Source organism: Nitrobacter sp. TKz-YC01, assembly GCF_047824785.1.
Classification (GTDB): Bacteria; Pseudomonadota; Alphaproteobacteria; order Rhizobiales; family Xanthobacteraceae; genus Nitrobacter.
The window spans coordinates 462,359-478,380 of sequence record NZ_CP181167.1 but is presented as its reverse complement, the minus strand read 5'-3'; the positions used below and the strand labels follow the sequence as shown (position 1 = coordinate 478,380).

Here is a 16,022-nt window from a genome sequence, read left to right as displayed (position 1 = left end):
GCTGACCCCCGCTTGCCCGCCACTCAATTCGCGGTGAAGGCCTCATACATCAAATGCGCCGTTCTGACATTCGTCACGCCGGCGATCGCGGCCCTCGGGTACGAACGTCAAACACATGTCCCCCAGGAGGGGCTATGGGCGCGCTTGAACGCAATGCGGACGTCGGAATCGGATCAGCAGGTCAAGCCGCGAGTTTGCGCAGCACATAGTGCAGGATGCCCCCGTTGCGGTAGTAGTCGAGTTCGTCGAGCGTATCGATGCGGCAGAGCAGCAAGACGCGGCGAAGCGAGCCGTCGCGGGACACGATGTCCGCCGTCAGCTTCTGGCGCGGCTTCAGATCGCCCTGCAAGCCGCGAATCGTCACCGTCTCATCACCCGTGAGCCCGAGGGATTGCCAGGACACGCCTTCCTCGAAAGTCAGCGGCAACACGCCCATGCCGACGAGGTTGGAGCGGTGGATGCGCTCGAAGCTCTCGCAGATCACCGCGCGAACGCCGAGCAGCAGCGTGCCCTTGGCCGCCCAGTCGCGCGACGAGCCGTTGCCATACTCGGCGCCGGCGAACACGACAAGCGGCACGTTCTCCTGCTGGTACTTCATCGCGGCGTCATAGATCGACATCTGCTCGCCGTCCGGCCAGTGCCTGGTCAAGCCGCCCTCGGGGACCGTGCCGTCGGCGCCCCTGAGCATGAAGTTCTTGATACGGATATTGGCGAAGGTGCCCCGCATCATCACTTCATGATTGCCGCGCCGCGTGCCGTACTGATTGAAATCCGCCGGACGCACCTGGCGTTCGCTGAGATATTGTCCGGCCGGCGACGTCAGCTTGATCGCACCGGCCGGCGAAATATGATCGGTGGTGATCTTGTCGCCGAACATGGCCAGGATGCGGGCATCCACGATGTCCTCGATCGGCTCCGGCTCCTTCTTTATGCCATCGAAGTAGGGCGGATTCTGCACATAGGTCGAATTCATGTTCCAGCGATAGGTCTCGCTCGCGACGGTCTGGATCTTGCGCCAGTTGTCATCGCCCTTGAAAACGGCGGCGTACTTCTTCTTGAAGATTCTGGAGGTCACGTACTTCTTGATGAAGGCGTTGACCTCCTTCGAGGTCGGCCAGATATCCTTCAGGTACACCGGCTTGCCGTCGGTGCCCGTGCCGAGCGGCTCGCGGCTGAGATTTCTGGTCACCGAGCCTGCCAGCGCATAGGCGACGACCAGCGGCGGCGAGGCCAGATAATTCGCCTGCACGTCCGGCGAAACGCGGCCCTCGAAATTGCGGTTGCCCGACAGAACCGCCGCGGCGACGATGCCGTTGTCGTTGACCGATTTTGAGATCTCCGGCGCCAGCGGTCCCGAATTGCCGATGCAGGTGGTGCAGCCGAAGCCGACCAGGTTGAAACCCACTCTGTCGAGATCGAGTTGAAGCCCGGACGCCGCGAGATATTCGGCGACCACCTGGCTGCCCGGCGCCAGCGACGTTTTCACCCAGGGCTTCGCGGTCAGCCCTTTCGCCGCCGCCTTGCGCGCCAGCAGCCCGGCGGCCATCAGCACGCTCGGGTTGGATGTATTGGTGCATGAGGTGATCGCCGCGATCACCACGTCGCCATGGCCGAGATCGAAGTTGCGGCCCTCGACCGGGAATCGCGCCGCGGCGTCGGTCTTCCGGTATTCCTCCGCGAGCGCACCGGCGAAGCCGTCCGCGACCGCCGACAGCGACTGCCGCCCCTCCGGCCGTTTCGGTCCGGCGAGTGAGGGCACCACCGTTCCGAGATCGAGCGCGAGTTTTTCGGTGAAGACCGGATCGCTCGAAGCGGCGCTGCGAAACAGCCCCTGCGCCTTGGCGTATTTCGTCACCAGCGCGACACGGGCCGCCGCGCGGCCGGACGTCTTGAGGTAGTCGATGGTCGCCGCATCGATCGGAAAGAAACCGCAGGTCGCGCCGTATTCCGGCGCCATGTTGGCGATGGTCGCCTTGTCCGCGACCGACAGATGATCGAGGCCGGGCCCGTAGAATTCGACGAACTTGCCGACGACGCCCTGCTTGCGCAGCATCTGGGTGACGGTGAGAACGAGATCGGTGGCGGTAACGCCTTCCTTCAGCGCCCCCTTCAGCTTGAAGCCGACCACGTCGGGCAGCAGCATCGACAGCGGCTGGCCGAGCATGGCGGCTTCCGCCTCGATGCCGCCGACGCCCCAGCCCAGCACGGCAAGACCATTGACCATGGTGGTGTGGGAATCGGTGCCGAGCACCGTATCCGGATAGGCCACCTCGATGCTGGCGGTCTTTCTGCCGATCGTCAGCTTTTCCTTTCTGGTCCAGATCGTCTGCGCCAGATACTCCAGATTGACCTGATGGCAGATGCCGGTGCCGGGCGGCACCACCGCGAAATTCGAGAAGGCCTTCTGCCCCCATTTCAGAAACTCGTAGCGCTCCTTGTTCTGCCTGTATTCCTCGACCACGTTCCTGGCGAACGCCTTGTTGTCACCGAAGAAGTTCACGATCACGCTGTGGTCGATGACGAGATCGACCGGCACCAGCGGATTGATCTTCTCAGGCTTGCCGCCGAGATTCTGCATCGCGTTGCGCATCGCCGCGAGATCGACCACGGCGGGCACGCCGGTGAAATCCTGCATCAGAACGCGAGCCGGACGGAAGGCAATCTCATGCTCGAGCCTGCGCTTTCTCAGCCATTTGGCGAACGCGGCGATGTCTTCCTTCTTCACCGAGCGGCCGTCCTCGTTGCGCAGCAGGTTTTCCAGCAGCACCTTCATGGAATAGGGCAGCCGGGAGATGCCCTTGAGGCCATTCTTCTCCGCCGCCGGCAGACTGTAGTAAGCGTAGGTCTTGCCTCCGACCTTGAAAGTTTTCAGGCACTTGAAGCTGTCGAGCGAAGCCATGTGAGAAATCCCGAATTAAAGCGTCTGGGGTAACGGGCCGGCAAACCGTTATGGTATTGAAACACCGCTGACGCACCAAGCCGAGGGGTTTCGTTGCGGCGCGTTTTGTGCTGCATCAGGTTCCGGTTTTTATAGAGTCTTTCCAGATCGTCCGCCACCGTCCCTCAAATGCTTGTACCCCGCCTTTCAGCCATACACGGAAAACGCGATAGTTCCGCGAACAGGACCACCATGAGACTCTCAGGGAACGGATTGCGATGCGTCAGAGGAGGACGGGAGGTGTTTTCCGGCCTTGATGTCGCGGCGGAGTCGGGCCGCGCCGTGGCGATCACCGGTCCTAACGGCGCGGGGAAAACGTCCCTGCTCCGGCTCCTGGCGGGTCTTCTGGCGATGGAAGGCGGGTCGATCAGCCTTGAAGGCGGCGATCCCGAATTGACGCTGCCGGAACAGGCGCATTACCTCGGCCATCGCGACGCCTTGAAGCCTGCGCTCACGGTCAGCGAGAACCTGTCGTTCTGGCGGGATTTCCTCGGCGGCGGGAAATCGGGCGAATCGGATGCGCTCGCGACGGTCGGACTCGGCCATGCCGCGCATCTGCCGGCGGCCTATCTCTCGGCGGGTCAGCGGCGACGGCTGTCGATCGCGCGGCTCCTGACGGTCAAGCGTCCGGTCTGGCTGCTGGACGAGCCGACCTCGGCCCTCGACGTCACCGGCCAGTCCGCCTTCGCCGCGATCATGACCAGCCATCTCGCGGGCGGGGGCATCATTCTGGCCGCAACCCATACGCCGCTCGGCATTGCCGTGCAGGAACTGCGGATCGGAGGCGCGGCGTGAAGGGCTTGAGCAGGGTCGTGCAGCGGGGACTCCTGCCCTCTCCCCTTGTGGGAGAGGGTGGTTTCGAGCGTGGCGAGAAACCGGGTGAAGGGTCGATCCGAAACGCGATGCTTGACCCCTCACCCGCCTCCGCTTCGCTCCGGCACCCTAAGAGCGAGCTTCGCTCGTCTCGGCTCCCACAAGGGGAGAGGGGACGAAAGCAAGGGAGGCCTTGCCGATGACCGCCCTCGCCGCCGTGATCCGCCGGGATGTGCGCGTCGCGCTGCGCGTCGGCGGCGGCGCGCTGATCGGGGTGCTGTTTTTCCTGACCGTCGTGGTGCTGATGCCGTTCGCGGTCGGCCCCGATCTCGCGCTCCTGAAAAAACTCGGTCCCGCGATTCTCTGGCTCGGCGCGCTGCTGGCGAGCCTGCTGACGCTCGATCGCCTGTTCACCGCCGATCACGACGATGGCTCGCTCGACCTGATCGTCATGGGCCGCACGCCGCTCGAACTGGTCTGCGCCGCGAAGGCGCTGGCGCACTGGCTGGCGGTAGGGTTGCCGCTGGTCGCCGCGACGCCGGTGCTGGGACTGCTGCTCAACCTTGACGCCGTCGCGACCGGCGCGGTGGCGCTGACGCTCCTTGCCGGAACGCCGGCGCTCACCTTCACCGGAATGGTCGGCGCCGCCCTCGCCGTCGTCCTGCGCCGCGGCGGGCTGCTGCTCTCGGTGCTGGTGCTTCCGCTGTCGATCCCGGTTCTGATTTTCGGCGTCGCCGCGTCCAACGCCGCGATTTCCGGACCCTCGCCGTTCGGCACGCCGTTCTCGATTCTGTGCGCGCTGTCGCTGGCGAGCCTGGTCATCGGCCCGTTTGCCGCCGCCGCAAGCCTGCGGCACGGGCTGGATTGAGGCGCTCGATGCAGCCAATCAATTTTTGCTCAAGTGCGAAACCGGACGCAAATCCGCATTGCCTGCGGTAGCTCCGGCGACTATCAGTGGTGCCCATGCCGTTGATTGACCTCGCCAACCCCTCCCGGTTTCTCACGCTTGCCGGCCGGATTCTGCCGTGGCTCGTGGCCGTCACCACGCTCGTGCTTGCGGTCGGCCTGTACCAGTCCGCGATCGCGCCCGACGACTACCAGCAGGGCGCGACCGTCAAGATCATGTTCATCCACGTTCCCAATGCGTGGCTGTCGATGTTCGTGTGGGGCGTGATGAGCGTCGCCGCACTGGGCACGCTGGTGTGGCGGCATCCGCTGGCCGACGTCGCGGCCAAGACCGCCGCGCCGATCGGCGCAGCCTTCACCTTTCTCGCGCTGCTGACGGGATCGCTGTGGGGCCGGCCGATGTGGGGCACCTACTGGGAGTGGGACGCGCGGCTGACCTCGGTCTTGATCCTGTTCCTGATGTATCTCGGCCTGATGGCGCTATGGCGCGCGGTCGAGGATCCCTCACGCGCCGCTCGCGCCGCCGCGGTGCTGACGCTGGTCGGCTCGGTCAACATTCCCATCATCAAGTTCTCGGTGGACTGGTGGAACACGTTGCATCAACCAGCTTCGGTGGTGCGAATGGGCGGCTCGACGCTCGACCGTTCCTTCCTGATCCCCCTCGCGGTGATGGCGATCGGATTCACCCTGCTGTTCCTGACGCTGCATATCGCGGCGATGCGGAATGAAATCCTGCGCCGGCGCGTGCGCACCTTGCAGATGCTGCAAGCCAGCAAATCGGTGGCGTGACAATCATGGCGCTCGGTCCCTATGCCTCGTTCATCGTGACGTCCTACGTATCGGTCGCTGCCGTGGTCACCGCGCTCATCGTCTGGGTGATCATGGATTACCGCCGCCAGAAGGCGCGCCTGCGCGGCCTTGAAGCCGCGGGCGCGGTCAGGCGATCGGGACGCAGCGCAGCGGAGGTTCAATGACCGACCCCGCGACGCCCGCCGCCGCGCCGAAACGGCGCTGGCTGATGGCGCTGCCGCTCGTGCTCTTCGCCGCGCTGGCGCTCCTGTTCTGGTTCCGGCTCGGCGATAGCGACATCTCGCGAATCCCCTCGGCGCTGATCGGCCGCGCCGCGCCCCAGATCCCGCTGCCGCCGCTGTCCGGCCTCATGGTGGACGGCAAGCCGGTGCCGGGGATCGACCCCGCGACCTTCATCGGCAAGGTCAGCCTGGTCAATGTCTGGGCATCCTGGTGCGTCCCCTGCCATAGCGAGGCGCCGCTGCTGACCGAGTTCGCCAGGGACCGGCGCGTGCAGTTCGTCGGCATCAACTACAAGGACGCTTCCGACAACGCCCGCCGCTTCCTCGGCCGCTACGGCAACCCGTTCGACGTCGTCGGCGTCGACAGCAATGGCCGGGCTTCCATCGAATGGGGTGTCTACGGCGTGCCCGAGACCTTCGTGGTCGCGCGAGACGGCACCATCGCCTACAAGCTGGTCGGGGAAATCACGCCCGAGAATATCGAAGCGGTGCTGAAGCCGGAAATCGAAAAGGCCCTGAAGGCAGGCTCCTGATTCAGCCCCGCTCGTCTTTCAGGCCAACCTGTTGGAAAGCGATCAGCCTTCGCTGATGTCGCCTTCCTTGGCATCGCTGGCTTCCAGGGTGGCCGGCTCCAGATGATAGCGCCGGGTCAGCGGCATCTGCATCATGGCAAAGATCATGGTGAGCGGGACCGCTCCGAACACCTTGAAGTTGACCCAGAAATCCGTGCTCTGGGTCCGCCAGACGAATTCATTCAGGACTGCCATCGCGGCGAAGAACAGCGCCCAGCGCATCGTCAACAACCGCCAGCCGCGCGGCGTCAGGTTGAACACCTGATCGAACATGATCGCGATGAAGGAACGGCCGAACAGCAATCCGCCGCCGAGCACCGCCGCGAACAGGGCATAGATGATGGTCGGCTTCACCTTGATGAAGGTCTCATCATGCAGCACCAGGGTCAGCGTGCCGAACACGATGACGATGACGCCCGTCACCAGCGCCATCAGCGGGATATGCCGCGTCACCGCATAGGACGCGATCATCGCGGCCATGATCGCCACCATGAACGCGGCCGTCGCAACGAACAGGCCAAACTTCGCATTGGCGGCGAAGAACACCAGCAGCGGACCGAGTTCGGTCGCGAGCTTGAAGAACGGGTGCGGTTGCGACTTGTTCATCGTCAGTCTTCGATCCCCGCGACCGCCCGCGCGAAATCGCGCGCGGTGAACGGCGCGAGATCGTCCACTCCTTCGCCCACGCCGATGAAATGCACGGGCAGCTTATGCTTCTCCGCGAGCGCCACCAGAATGCCGCCGCGCGCGGTGCCGTCCAGCTTGGTCATCACCAGCCCGGTGACGCCGGCGGTGCGATGAAACGCCTCGACCTGCGACAGCGCGTTCTGTCCGACCGTGGCATCGAGCACCAGCAGCACGACATGCGGAGCCGACGAATCGACCCGGCGGATGACGCGAACCATCTTTTCCAGTTCGTTCATCAGTTCCGCCTTGTTCTGCAGGCGGCCCGCGGTGTCGATCAGCAGCACGTCGCGGTTCTGGTTTCGCGCCTCGGTCAGCGCGTTGAACGCAAGGCTCGCGGAATCCGATCCTTGCGCGCCCGCGATCACCGGCGAGCCGGTCCGCTCGCCCCAGACCTTCAACTGGTCGATCGCCGCGGCGCGAAACGTGTCGCCGGCCGCCATCATCACCTTGCGGCCCTCGGCGGACAATTTCGCCGCCAGCTTGCCGATGGTCGTGGTCTTGCCGGAGCCGTTGACGCCGACCACCAGAATAACGAAGGGCTTGACCGTCTCGTCGACGGCCAGCGGCCGCGCCACCGGCGCGAGAACTTTCTCCACCTCGGCCGCGACGACGGCCTTCACCTCGTCGGCGGAGATCGCCTTGTCATAGCGTCCTTCGCCGACCGCCTCCGCGATGCGTTCGGCGACCGCGGTTCCGAGGTCAGCGCGCAGCAGCACGTCCTCGATGTCGTCGAGCATCGCGCGGTCGAGCTTGCGCTTGGTGACGAGATCGGCCACCGCCGTCCCGAGCGAAGCCGAGGTCCGCTTGAGGCCGCCGGACAGCCTGCGCCACCAGCTTTGTTTCGGTTGATCCTCGGTGCTGTCGTTCATTGTGGAGGTGTGTTAGCCGTTTCGGCGATCATGCCGCAACCGGAAATAAAGTGAACCATGGATACGGCACAGCCGACGCCGGAAGAAATTCAGGCCCGCGTCCTTCACCGCGACGGGTTGATGCTGGTGATCGACAAGCCCGCGGGCATCGCCGTCCATCGCGGCCCCAAGGGCGGCGCCAATCTCGAAGCCTCGTTCGACGCGCTGCGGTTCGGCCTGCCGCGGCCGCCGGTGCTGGCGCATCGGCTGGACCGCGACACCTCGGGCTGCCTGGTGCTCGGACGACACCGCAAGGCGACCGCCTCGCTCGGCCTGCTGTTCAAGCACGGCAAAATTTCAAAGACCTACTGGGCCGTGGTGGAAGGCGGCCCGACTGATGACGAGGGCACCATCGACATTCGGCTCGGGCGGATGAACGAAGAACGCGGCTGGTGGCAGAAGCCGGATCCGAACGGATTGCCGTCGGCCACGAAATGGAAAGTGCTGGGGCGATATTCCGCTGACGCCTCCTCCACAGCGCAAGCAGGAGTTCAGCTCACCTGGTTGTCCCTGGAACCGCTTACCGGCCGCACCCATCAACTGCGCGTCCATTGCGCGGCGATGGGCTGGCCGATCGTCGGCGACAACATCTACGGAACGCAGGCCAGTTTACGCCGCTCGCGGAACGAACAATACATCCCCCGCCCCGACGAGCCGGGCCTGCATCTGCATGCGCGCGCAATCGCTGTTCCCTTGTCGAAGAACAAGCCGCCCGTCGTGGTCACCGCGCCCGCGCCCGCGCATTTGCACGCGCGGCTCAGGGCGTGCGGCTGGAACGCAGAGTAGCCTAGGGCATTATCGCTTCTGATTGAATCAGAAGCGAAGCTCTATGATATTGATTGGACGCGTTTTCTTCACGCGAACCGGATTCCACTTCGCTCGAAAACGCTATAGGGGATGCGGACGACCGGCCGAAGGGGCAAAGGGTCGGCCAAGGGGTCGGCTACGGCTCCACGCGGAGCCCCCGGCGTACGGAGTCACGACAATTCACCTTGAATCCGCCGCGTTCCTGCTTCATATGGTAGCATGACTTTGAGAGATGTCAGGTCACCGCGAGCCGCGTGTTCTGAGCCGTCAACGGTTTTTGGCTTGCCCTTTCAGCTAAAGTCAATCGACGCCCCAAACACGCGGGTGTCACAGACGCCCTGGCACGCTCCGGCCGATGTGGCCGGGCGCCCGGTCGCATAATGGAAAGAAGCAACCTTTTGTCCTCCTTTCAGGATTTCGGCCTCGCCGATCCGATTTCACGTGCGCTCGCGGAAGAGAATTATCTGACGCCCACGCCCATCCAGGCTCAAACCATTCCTATTGCCCTCACCGGACGCGACCTTGTCGGAATTGCCCAGACCGGCACCGGCAAGACCGCAGCCTTCGCGTTGCCGATCCTGCATCGGCTGCTCCAGAATCGCGTCAAGCCGCAACCCAAGAGCTGCCGGGTTCTGGTGCTCAGCCCGACGCGCGAGCTTTCAGGCCAGATCCTCGAAAACTTCAACGCCTACGGCCGGCACCTGCGCCTGACCTCGGCTCTCGCGATCGGCGGCGTTCCGATGGGACGTCAGGTCCGCGCCGTCATGCACGGCGTCGAAGTGATGGTCGCCACGCCGGGCCGCCTGCTCGATCTGGTTCAAAGCAACGGGCTGAAACTCGGTCAGGTCGAATTTCTCGTGCTGGACGAAGCCGATCGCATGCTCGACATGGGCTTTATCCACGATATCCGCAAAGTCGTCGCCAAGCTGCCGGTGAAGCGGCAGACGCTGTTTTTCTCGGCCACCATGCCGAAGGATATCGCGGAACTCGCCAACCAGATGCTGCGCGATCCGGCCCGCGTCGCGGTCACCCCGGTCTCCTCGACCGTGGACCGCATCGCCCAACGCATCATTCAGGTCGACCATGCCGGCAAGGCCGCGTTCCTGGCCCAGCTTCTGAAGCAGGAACCGGTCAACCGGGCGCTGATCTTCACGCGGACCAAGCATGGCGCCGACAAGGTCGTGAAAAGCCTCGCCAAGGCCGGCATCAAATCCAACGCGATCCACGGCAACAAGTCGCAGAACCACCGCGAGCGGGTTCTGGCGGAGTTTCGGGCCGGCGAGATCCGGACGCTGGTTGCGACCGACATCGCGGCGCGAGGCATCGACGTCGACGGGATCAGCCACGTGGTCAATTTCGACCTCCCGAATGTCCCGGAAACCTACGTCCACCGTATCGGCCGCACCGCGCGCGCTGGCACCGATGGCGCGGCGATCTCGCTGGTCGCCGGAGCGGAAGAGATGGCCTATCTCCGTGATATCGAGAAGCTGATCCGCGTGGTTCTTCCAAGGGAAGACCGCCGGACGCCGGGGCAGCGCGAGGCAGCGCCGGCTCAACCGCAGCGTAGCAGCGGACGCCCGGCTCCCCATGGTCATGCGACCAGAGCGGAAGCCGCCGCTCCCGGCGCGAAAAACCCACGCCGTCGCAATCGCCGTGGCAAAGGGACGCCGCAAGCCAGCCGCCGGACGGAAGCCGGCCGGCAAGAACCATCCCGTTCATCGTCGGGAAACAAGGCCGAGGGAATGCAGGGGGTTGCGTTCCTGCACCGCAAAAGCCATCCAGCCCGCGCGAAATCCAACCGGCCGCCTCAGCGCTAGCGGGTGAATGTGACGTTTGCTATCCACTTGCAACAGGGCGGCAAGCGAGGGCCGGATCCAGAGATCATCCGCAGGACTCCTGTCCGACGAACGCGGATGCTAGTATTGGACGAGCAGAACAGGCGTGAACGTGGCGGTTTTTCGCCGGTCTCCCGCTTCTCAAAATTTGAAATCCATCACGCTCATGATTCTGGATCGCTTCGATCCACCTTCATCGTAATTCAGTGAACCGCCACTCGATCCGGAGAACCTTATGGCGAAAGAAGAACTGATCCAGTTCGAAGGACTGGTCACCGAAATCCTCCCCGACGCCCGGTATCGGGTGCAGCTCGATGCCGGGCACGAGATCGTTGCCTATACCGCCGGCAAGATGAAGAAGAATCGGATCAAGACGCTGGCGGGCGACCGCGTGACCATCGAGATGTCCCCTTACGACCTGGAGAAAGGCCGCCTGATCTTCCGGCATAAGGACGAGCGTCCCGGCGGACCGCCGCGCAGCGGACCGCCGCGCGGGGGTCAGTTTCGCCGCAGGTAGCCGTCGGCGTGGGAGAGACCTTGCGCCCTGCGGGGCCAAAGCCCGGTCAAACCTACCCCTTAAAAAATCCTGCACGTCAGGATTGTTTTGGAGCCTGCCTTCGAATAATATTGGAGTAGCGATTTTCGGCCGGACGACATTAGCTACCACCGGTACAGCCGGTTCAGACGCTGACGACCCTTCCAAAAATCCGATCTCACCAGTTCGCCAAAAGCGAGCTTCGACATACGTACTTGATAAAGGGACTACCCGTGAGCATGGGAACCGTGAAGTGGTTTAACGCAACCAAGGGCTACGGCTTCATTCAACCTGACGATGGCGGCAACGACGTGTTCGTTCACATCAGCGCGGTTGAGCGGGCCGGACTCGGAACGCTGCGTGAAGGACAGAAGATCAGCTACGAGATCGTTGCTGATCGCCGTTCTGGAAAATCTTCAGCCGACAATCTCCGAGCGGCTGGATAGGCAGCGCCAGCGTCCTGTTGGTAACGAAAAGATCACATCAGAAGAAAAGGCCGCGCCCTCAGCGCGGCCTTTTCAGTTTGCGACGAGTTACGAACGGGCCGAGATAGATTGGAGGCGGTGGCGCTCGCCGGCATCCCCTCCCCGCCAGAGTTTTTTTCAGCGAAGCATATCCGTGATCCTGTACAGCAACGATGATCTGTCCGTGTCAGGTCGTCGGACAAATGATGCTGCTGGGGTTGCCAAAAAACACGCATGCCGACTGCCGCGGCCGGGTAAAGGCGGTATCGCTCAGCCTGATGCCGGCCTTCGACATGACGTAGCCGAGCACCGGCTCATAGATATAGCTGACCTCGCTGAAGATCAGGTATTGGTTGGGAAGCACCCTGCCTGACGAATCCCGCCCGATAAGTCCCGAGGGAATGCTGACGGTCGACCCCGCGCCTCGTGGCGCCTTGCCCTTGCTCCATTGCACCCGCGCCACCGATGTCGCGGGGTCGATATACAACTCCGAGATCGTCGCCTGGACGGGCGCCGAGGAATAGGGCCACATGATGCCGTAGCTGGCGGCCAGAAAATTCGTCACGTCGGCATCGTTCACCACCTTGGACTGCGATGTCAGATCGGACAACGTCCGCGCGACAAGCGTGATCTTGCGATCGACCGCAACGCCTGACGACACCTCGATGGTCCCAAACAGCATCACCAGCATCAGCGGCACGATCATCGCGAACTCGGTCGCCGCCATGCCGCGCGTGTCCCGCCGCAGCGCTGCCGCCATGCGTTTGAGGCAAGACCACCGATCGAATCGGAACGAGGCTCCGGATTTTCGCCTTGAAGCGCATTCTTCGCGCGAACCGGCATCCACTTCGCTCAAGCACACGCCCCGCATCGGTTTCACACTCTCAACTCGCATACGCTGCCGTTTCCTGCATGCCCATCATCAGGATGATGGAGCCGGATAGGGCTCGTTCTTGAAGGCGGCTGTCGCCGACAGCAGCCGTTTGCTGCCGCTCAGGTTGGCGATATTGTAACCGAGCCCGGTGACAAACAGCGGCCACTGATAGAACAGCCGGACGATAACGATATCTCCCGGACCGCCCGGATTGTACTGGGTGTTGTCGACGAAGCTTCCTCCCAGGATCGGATCGGAGATCCTCACGCTTCCAAAACCGGAGGGATAGCTTTGGACATCGATATAGATTCCGTTCTCGCAGTCGAACAGAACATTGACGTTGGCGCAAACGATGTTGGCCTTGAAGCTCTGTTTCGTCAGATTGGTGATCTGCGCCTCGCCGGTCATGATCGTGCGCGCCGAGTCCTGCAAGGCGGTCTCAAGACTCTGGCTGGCAAAGAACACCAGCCCTGTTTCGATGATGGCGAACAGCAGCGCGAAGAACATCGGCGCGACGAGCGCAAATTCCACCGCCGCGGACCCGCTGCTATGGCCGTGAAAACGAGCGGCCATCCTTGCTGTGGCCTTGAAGTGGGGAAGCAACGACATCGGGAAATCCTTGCACACGGCGGGATTTATCTACCGTCAAGGACTAACCGAAACTGATTGTGGAAGTGTTTCGCCCAATAGGAGCAAAACGCCCGTGGGCGTATACCGGATACTAACCAATTCCGGGCCGAGAAGCAGGCGCGGCGCCTGGGAAGCCGGGTTACCCGTCGCCGACCAGCGTCTTATCTTGCGGAGCCGCCGCCGGCCTGCGAACTCAGATTGCTCGCCTGGTCCATCGTCGCCTTGAAGTAAGCGGCGCTGTCCCCGAGGGTAACCCGCTTCTGGCAGATCGGCATGCAGCTATATGATTCACGCTCCAGGCCGCGATAGACGGTCACCACCTGATCGCTTGGCCCCTCGACCTGAATGACGCGATCCACCATGATGCTCCCGGCGCGGTCCATCGCAATCATGTTGGTTGCACCATACCCCTTACCCGTCACGACAACGAGGCCGCCAGGCTGCAGGGTGACGTCGGCAATCAGCGGATTTCCTACCACGATCGTCGCGATCGGTCCGGGCAGCCTGACCAGCTTGGCCTGATCGACATTGACCGAGATCGGCTCACTGATCACCTCCGCCGGAGCCGTCGCCGCACCGAGCAGAATCGCCGCTGCTAACGACATGCCGATGACCGGGGCACGCGAACGACCGCGCAGGAATTTGGACCACATACTCTATACTCTATACCGGAAACGCAGAGGGTCGAAAAAGGCGATACCAGATCTCCGGCCCCGACATGAAATCTGCCGTTAATTGATGAATGAACCGCAAACGCGCGCCCGGAGGAAAGTGCGACCGGCCCTTCATTTCCTAACGAGCGGATGATCTGCAGAAGCCGCCACTGCGAAAACGCGAAGCGCCGAAACGCGGCGTCTGAATAGAACGCATTTTTATAAATCTCCCTTAAATATAAATTCACCGTGCCGCACGCACGGCCGGTTATGGCCGTGTTTCTGCAATCGAATTAACTGCGCTGCAATTCTCATCGCTTACGGTAAGGCCATGGTCACGGTGCTCGAGAACGCCGTTAGGACCAAGTGAAGTTCGACAGCCACGTGAACACATGGAGCCAGTTATGAAGAACATTTTTTCGCGCTTCCTGAAGGATGAATCCGGTGCGACCGCGATCGAATACGGCCTGATCGCCGCTGGCATTGCCGTCGCGATCATCACCGCGGTCAACACGCTCGGAGATTCGCTGAACGCCAAATTCGTTGAGGTCGAAGGCAAGCTCAAGAAGTAGCGAACGAGCGGACAGCCAAGCGAAAGTCTTCCGTTTCGCTGTCTGATCAAAAAGGTCCCGGCATGCCGGGACCTTTTCTACTTCTGCTTCCCTTCCGCTCGTGCATAAGAGCTGACCGGACCGTGACGATCATGTCCAGACCTTCCATGCCCAAGACGCATCTTCCGCCGCGCGATGAGGCCACGAGACGGGCGATCCAGACCGTCTGCATGGCGCTGACCGTCGCCGTCATTGCCGTCGCGGCCAGAATTATCGCCGTTTGGCCATGACCTTTCTCATTTCCAGAATGTTCACATCGAACGCATACGATCGGACTCCATAACGGATCACGCCGCAAAGGAACGGGAGTGGTATTTCCATGGCGCTCGATGTCGCGCGATTGCTGTTGTTCCCCGCCCTGATGGCGTTCGCGGCCGCGAGCGATCTGCTGACCATGACAATCTCGAACCGGGTCTCGCTGCTCTTGATAGCCGGCTTCCTCGTGCTGGCTCCCCTGAGCGGCATGGGGCTTCACGACATGCTATCCCATGCGGGAGCGGGGCTTGCGGTCCTCGTCGTGGCGTTTTCTTGTTTCGCGATGGGCTGGGTCGGCGGCGGCGACGCCAAGGTGGCGGCGGCGGCCGCTCTCTGGTTCGGCTTCGGGCACACGCTGGAGTACCTCGTCTATGCCTCCCTGTTCGGCGGAGCCTTGACGCTATTGCTGCTCCAGTTCCGGCAATGGCCTTTGCCGGCGTCGCTTTACAGTCAGGACTGGCTACTCCGGCTGCACGGTAAGAACACCGGCATCCCCTATGGCATCGCGCTCGCCTTCGCGGCGCTGCTGATCTACCCGGAGACCGACTGGGTGCGAGCCGTCGATCTGACGCGCTTCGCCATTCACTGATCGCGCGCAACAACAGCTCGTTAACGCGATTTAGATACGCCTCATTAACCATGCTTTGACGAATAAATGTTCAACTCACGTGACGGCGACGCAAGCGCCGCGCCGTAACGTGGACAATCAGCGCATGAACACCGCACGCATCGTCGTCCTGACCATCGCAGTCGGCGCCGGCGGCCTCGCCGCCTACCTCGCGAGCGGATCCGACAAAGCCCCCGCGCCCGCTCAGACCGTCCAACTCCCGACCGTCGACGTCCTGGTTGCGAAGTCCGACATTCCGCTCGGCCAGGCGGTCACCGCGAACGACGTGGCATGGCAGGCCTGGCCCGCGGACAGCGCCAGCAGCAGCTTCATTCGCCGCGACCAGCGTCCGGACGCCACCACCCAGCTCGCGGGGTGGATCGTCCGCTCGCCCTTCATCGCCGGAGAACCCATTCGCGAACCCAAGCTCGTCAGCGCAAATGGATCCGGCTTCATGGCCGCGATCCTGCCAACGGGCATGCGCGCGATCTCCACCGAGATTTCGCCTGAAACCGGAGCCGGCGGCTTCATTCTTCCCAATGACCGCGTCGACGTGATCCTCTCGAAACGGGAGAAAAACGCCGATCACGCCAGCGGAGATTCCGTCAACTCGGAGACCGTTCTCGGCAACGTGCGCGTTCTCGCGATCGACCAGACCATCGAGGAGAAGAACGGGCTAAAGGTCGTGGTCGGCCGGACCGCGACGCTCGAACTGAAACCGGAGCAGGCGGAAACGCTGGCGCGGTCGCGCCAGATGGGAACGCTGTCGCTCGCGCTGCGCAGCCTCGCCGACGCCAATGCCCCGGAAGGCGACATCGATGATCGGAGGCGCGACAGCATCAATATCGTCCGTTACGGCGTTCCGACCCAGACCAGCGTACAGAGGTAATCGAGGA

19 protein-coding genes are annotated in these 16,022 nt (G+C 62.9%); 13 read left to right on the top strand and 6 right to left on the bottom strand.

Annotation, left to right across the window (positions count from 1 at the left end; translation table 11 throughout):
• Nucleotides 1-181: 181 nt before the first annotated feature.
• Entirely contained in the window at nucleotides 182-2,899 is a 2,718-nt protein-coding gene (acnA, locus tag ACMYR2_RS02245) for an aconitate hydratase AcnA (RefSeq protein ID WP_416193610.1), read from the bottom strand.
• A gap of 231 nt (nucleotides 2,900-3,130) precedes the next feature.
• On the opposite strand from acnA, the gene ccmA reads away from it, so the two are divergent.
• From ccmA to ACMYR2_RS02220, 5 genes are all read left to right on the top strand, one after another.
• Nucleotides 3,131-3,733, top strand: a complete 603-nt coding sequence (ccmA, locus tag ACMYR2_RS02240; protein WP_347263387.1) for a heme ABC exporter ATP-binding protein CcmA — start codon at nucleotides 3,131-3,133, stop codon at nucleotides 3,731-3,733.
• 217 nt (nucleotides 3,734-3,950) lie between these two features.
• Nucleotides 3,951-4,619 carry a heme exporter protein CcmB gene (gene ccmB, locus ACMYR2_RS02235; protein WP_347263386.1) on the top strand — a complete coding sequence of 223 codons (669 nt, stop codon included), beginning with the start codon at nucleotides 3,951-3,953 and terminating at the stop codon, nucleotides 4,617-4,619.
• Nucleotides 4,620-4,714: 95 nt separating this feature from the next.
• Nucleotides 4,715-5,446, top strand: a complete 732-nt coding sequence (locus tag ACMYR2_RS02230) for a heme ABC transporter permease (RefSeq protein WP_347263385.1) — start codon at nucleotides 4,715-4,717, stop codon at nucleotides 5,444-5,446.
• Nucleotides 5,447-5,451: 5 nt separating this feature from the next.
• Nucleotides 5,452-5,631 (top strand): heme exporter protein CcmD, encoded by a 180-nt coding sequence (gene ccmD / locus ACMYR2_RS02225; RefSeq protein ID WP_347263384.1) that lies wholly within the window; start codon nucleotides 5,452-5,454, stop codon nucleotides 5,629-5,631.
• Entirely contained in the window at nucleotides 5,628-6,221 is a 594-nt protein-coding gene (locus ACMYR2_RS02220) for a DsbE family thiol:disulfide interchange protein (protein ID WP_347263383.1), read from the top strand. The genes ccmD and ACMYR2_RS02220 overlap by 4 nt, the downstream gene beginning before the upstream one ends.
• 42 nt (nucleotides 6,222-6,263) lie before the next feature.
• Here the strand turns inward: ACMYR2_RS02220 and ACMYR2_RS02215 are convergent, their stop codons facing one another.
• Both ACMYR2_RS02215 and ftsY read right to left on the bottom strand, forming a co-directional pair.
• A complete protein-coding gene (locus tag ACMYR2_RS02215) occupies nucleotides 6,264-6,866 on the bottom strand; it encodes a septation protein A (protein ID WP_347263382.1) in 603 nt (200 codons plus the stop codon).
• 2 nt (nucleotides 6,867-6,868) lie between these two features.
• Nucleotides 6,869-7,816 (bottom strand): signal recognition particle-docking protein FtsY, encoded by a 948-nt coding sequence (ftsY, locus tag ACMYR2_RS02210; protein WP_416193609.1) that lies wholly within the window; start codon nucleotides 7,814-7,816, stop codon nucleotides 6,869-6,871.
• 57 nt (nucleotides 7,817-7,873) lie between these two features.
• Between ftsY and ACMYR2_RS02205 the strand changes: the two genes are divergently transcribed.
• From ACMYR2_RS02205 to ACMYR2_RS02190, 4 genes are all read left to right on the top strand, one after another.
• Nucleotides 7,874-8,641: an RNA pseudouridine synthase gene (locus tag ACMYR2_RS02205; RefSeq protein WP_347263380.1), complete on the top strand. Its 768-nt coding sequence runs from the start codon at nucleotides 7,874-7,876 to the stop codon at nucleotides 8,639-8,641.
• 401 nt (nucleotides 8,642-9,042) lie between these two features.
• On the top strand, nucleotides 9,043-10,479 hold the full coding sequence (locus ACMYR2_RS02200) for a DEAD/DEAH box helicase (protein WP_347263379.1): 1,437 nt from the start codon (nucleotides 9,043-9,045) through the stop codon (nucleotides 10,477-10,479).
• Nucleotides 10,480-10,732: 253 nt separating this feature from the next.
• Nucleotides 10,733-11,014: a translation initiation factor IF-1 gene (infA, locus tag ACMYR2_RS02195; protein WP_011313644.1), complete on the top strand. Its 282-nt coding sequence runs from the start codon at nucleotides 10,733-10,735 to the stop codon at nucleotides 11,012-11,014.
• A 251-nt stretch (nucleotides 11,015-11,265) separates the two neighbouring features.
• A complete protein-coding gene (locus tag ACMYR2_RS02190) occupies nucleotides 11,266-11,478 on the top strand; it encodes a cold-shock protein (protein WP_002714433.1) in 213 nt (70 codons plus the stop codon).
• 205 nt (nucleotides 11,479-11,683) lie between these two features.
• On the opposite strand, the gene ACMYR2_RS02185 is transcribed toward ACMYR2_RS02190, so the two are convergent.
• The 3 genes from ACMYR2_RS02185 to ACMYR2_RS02175 all read right to left on the bottom strand — a co-directional run bounded on the left by ACMYR2_RS02185 (nucleotide 11,684) and on the right by ACMYR2_RS02175 (nucleotide 13,653).
• Nucleotides 11,684-12,256, bottom strand: a complete 573-nt coding sequence (locus tag ACMYR2_RS02185; RefSeq protein WP_347263378.1) for a TadE/TadG family type IV pilus assembly protein — start codon at nucleotides 12,254-12,256, stop codon at nucleotides 11,684-11,686.
• A gap of 162 nt (nucleotides 12,257-12,418) precedes the next feature.
• Entirely contained in the window at nucleotides 12,419-12,979 is a 561-nt protein-coding gene (locus tag ACMYR2_RS02180; protein ID WP_416193608.1) for a TadE/TadG family type IV pilus assembly protein, read from the bottom strand.
• A 182-nt stretch (nucleotides 12,980-13,161) separates the two neighbouring features.
• Complete coding sequence (locus tag ACMYR2_RS02175; protein ID WP_347263377.1) at nucleotides 13,162-13,653, bottom strand: pilus assembly protein N-terminal domain-containing protein; 492 nt, start codon at nucleotides 13,651-13,653, stop codon at nucleotides 13,162-13,164.
• Between the two features lie 404 nt (nucleotides 13,654-14,057).
• Here ACMYR2_RS02175 and ACMYR2_RS02170 point away from each other — a divergent pair, with 404 nt between their 5' ends.
• From ACMYR2_RS02170 to cpaB, 4 genes are all read left to right on the top strand, one after another.
• On the top strand, nucleotides 14,058-14,225 hold the full coding sequence (locus ACMYR2_RS02170) for a Flp family type IVb pilin (RefSeq protein ID WP_416193607.1): 168 nt from the start codon (nucleotides 14,058-14,060) through the stop codon (nucleotides 14,223-14,225).
• A 131-nt stretch (nucleotides 14,226-14,356) separates the two neighbouring features.
• Entirely contained in the window at nucleotides 14,357-14,494 is a 138-nt protein-coding gene (locus tag ACMYR2_RS02165) for a hypothetical protein (protein WP_347263375.1), read from the top strand.
• An 89-nt stretch (nucleotides 14,495-14,583) separates the two neighbouring features.
• Nucleotides 14,584-15,108 (top strand): A24 family peptidase, encoded by a 525-nt coding sequence (locus ACMYR2_RS02160; RefSeq protein WP_347263374.1) that lies wholly within the window; start codon nucleotides 14,584-14,586, stop codon nucleotides 15,106-15,108.
• A 124-nt stretch (nucleotides 15,109-15,232) separates the two neighbouring features.
• Complete coding sequence (gene cpaB, locus ACMYR2_RS02155; RefSeq protein ID WP_347263373.1) at nucleotides 15,233-16,015, top strand: Flp pilus assembly protein CpaB; 783 nt, start codon at nucleotides 15,233-15,235, stop codon at nucleotides 16,013-16,015.
• Nucleotides 16,016-16,022 lie beyond the last annotated feature (7 nt).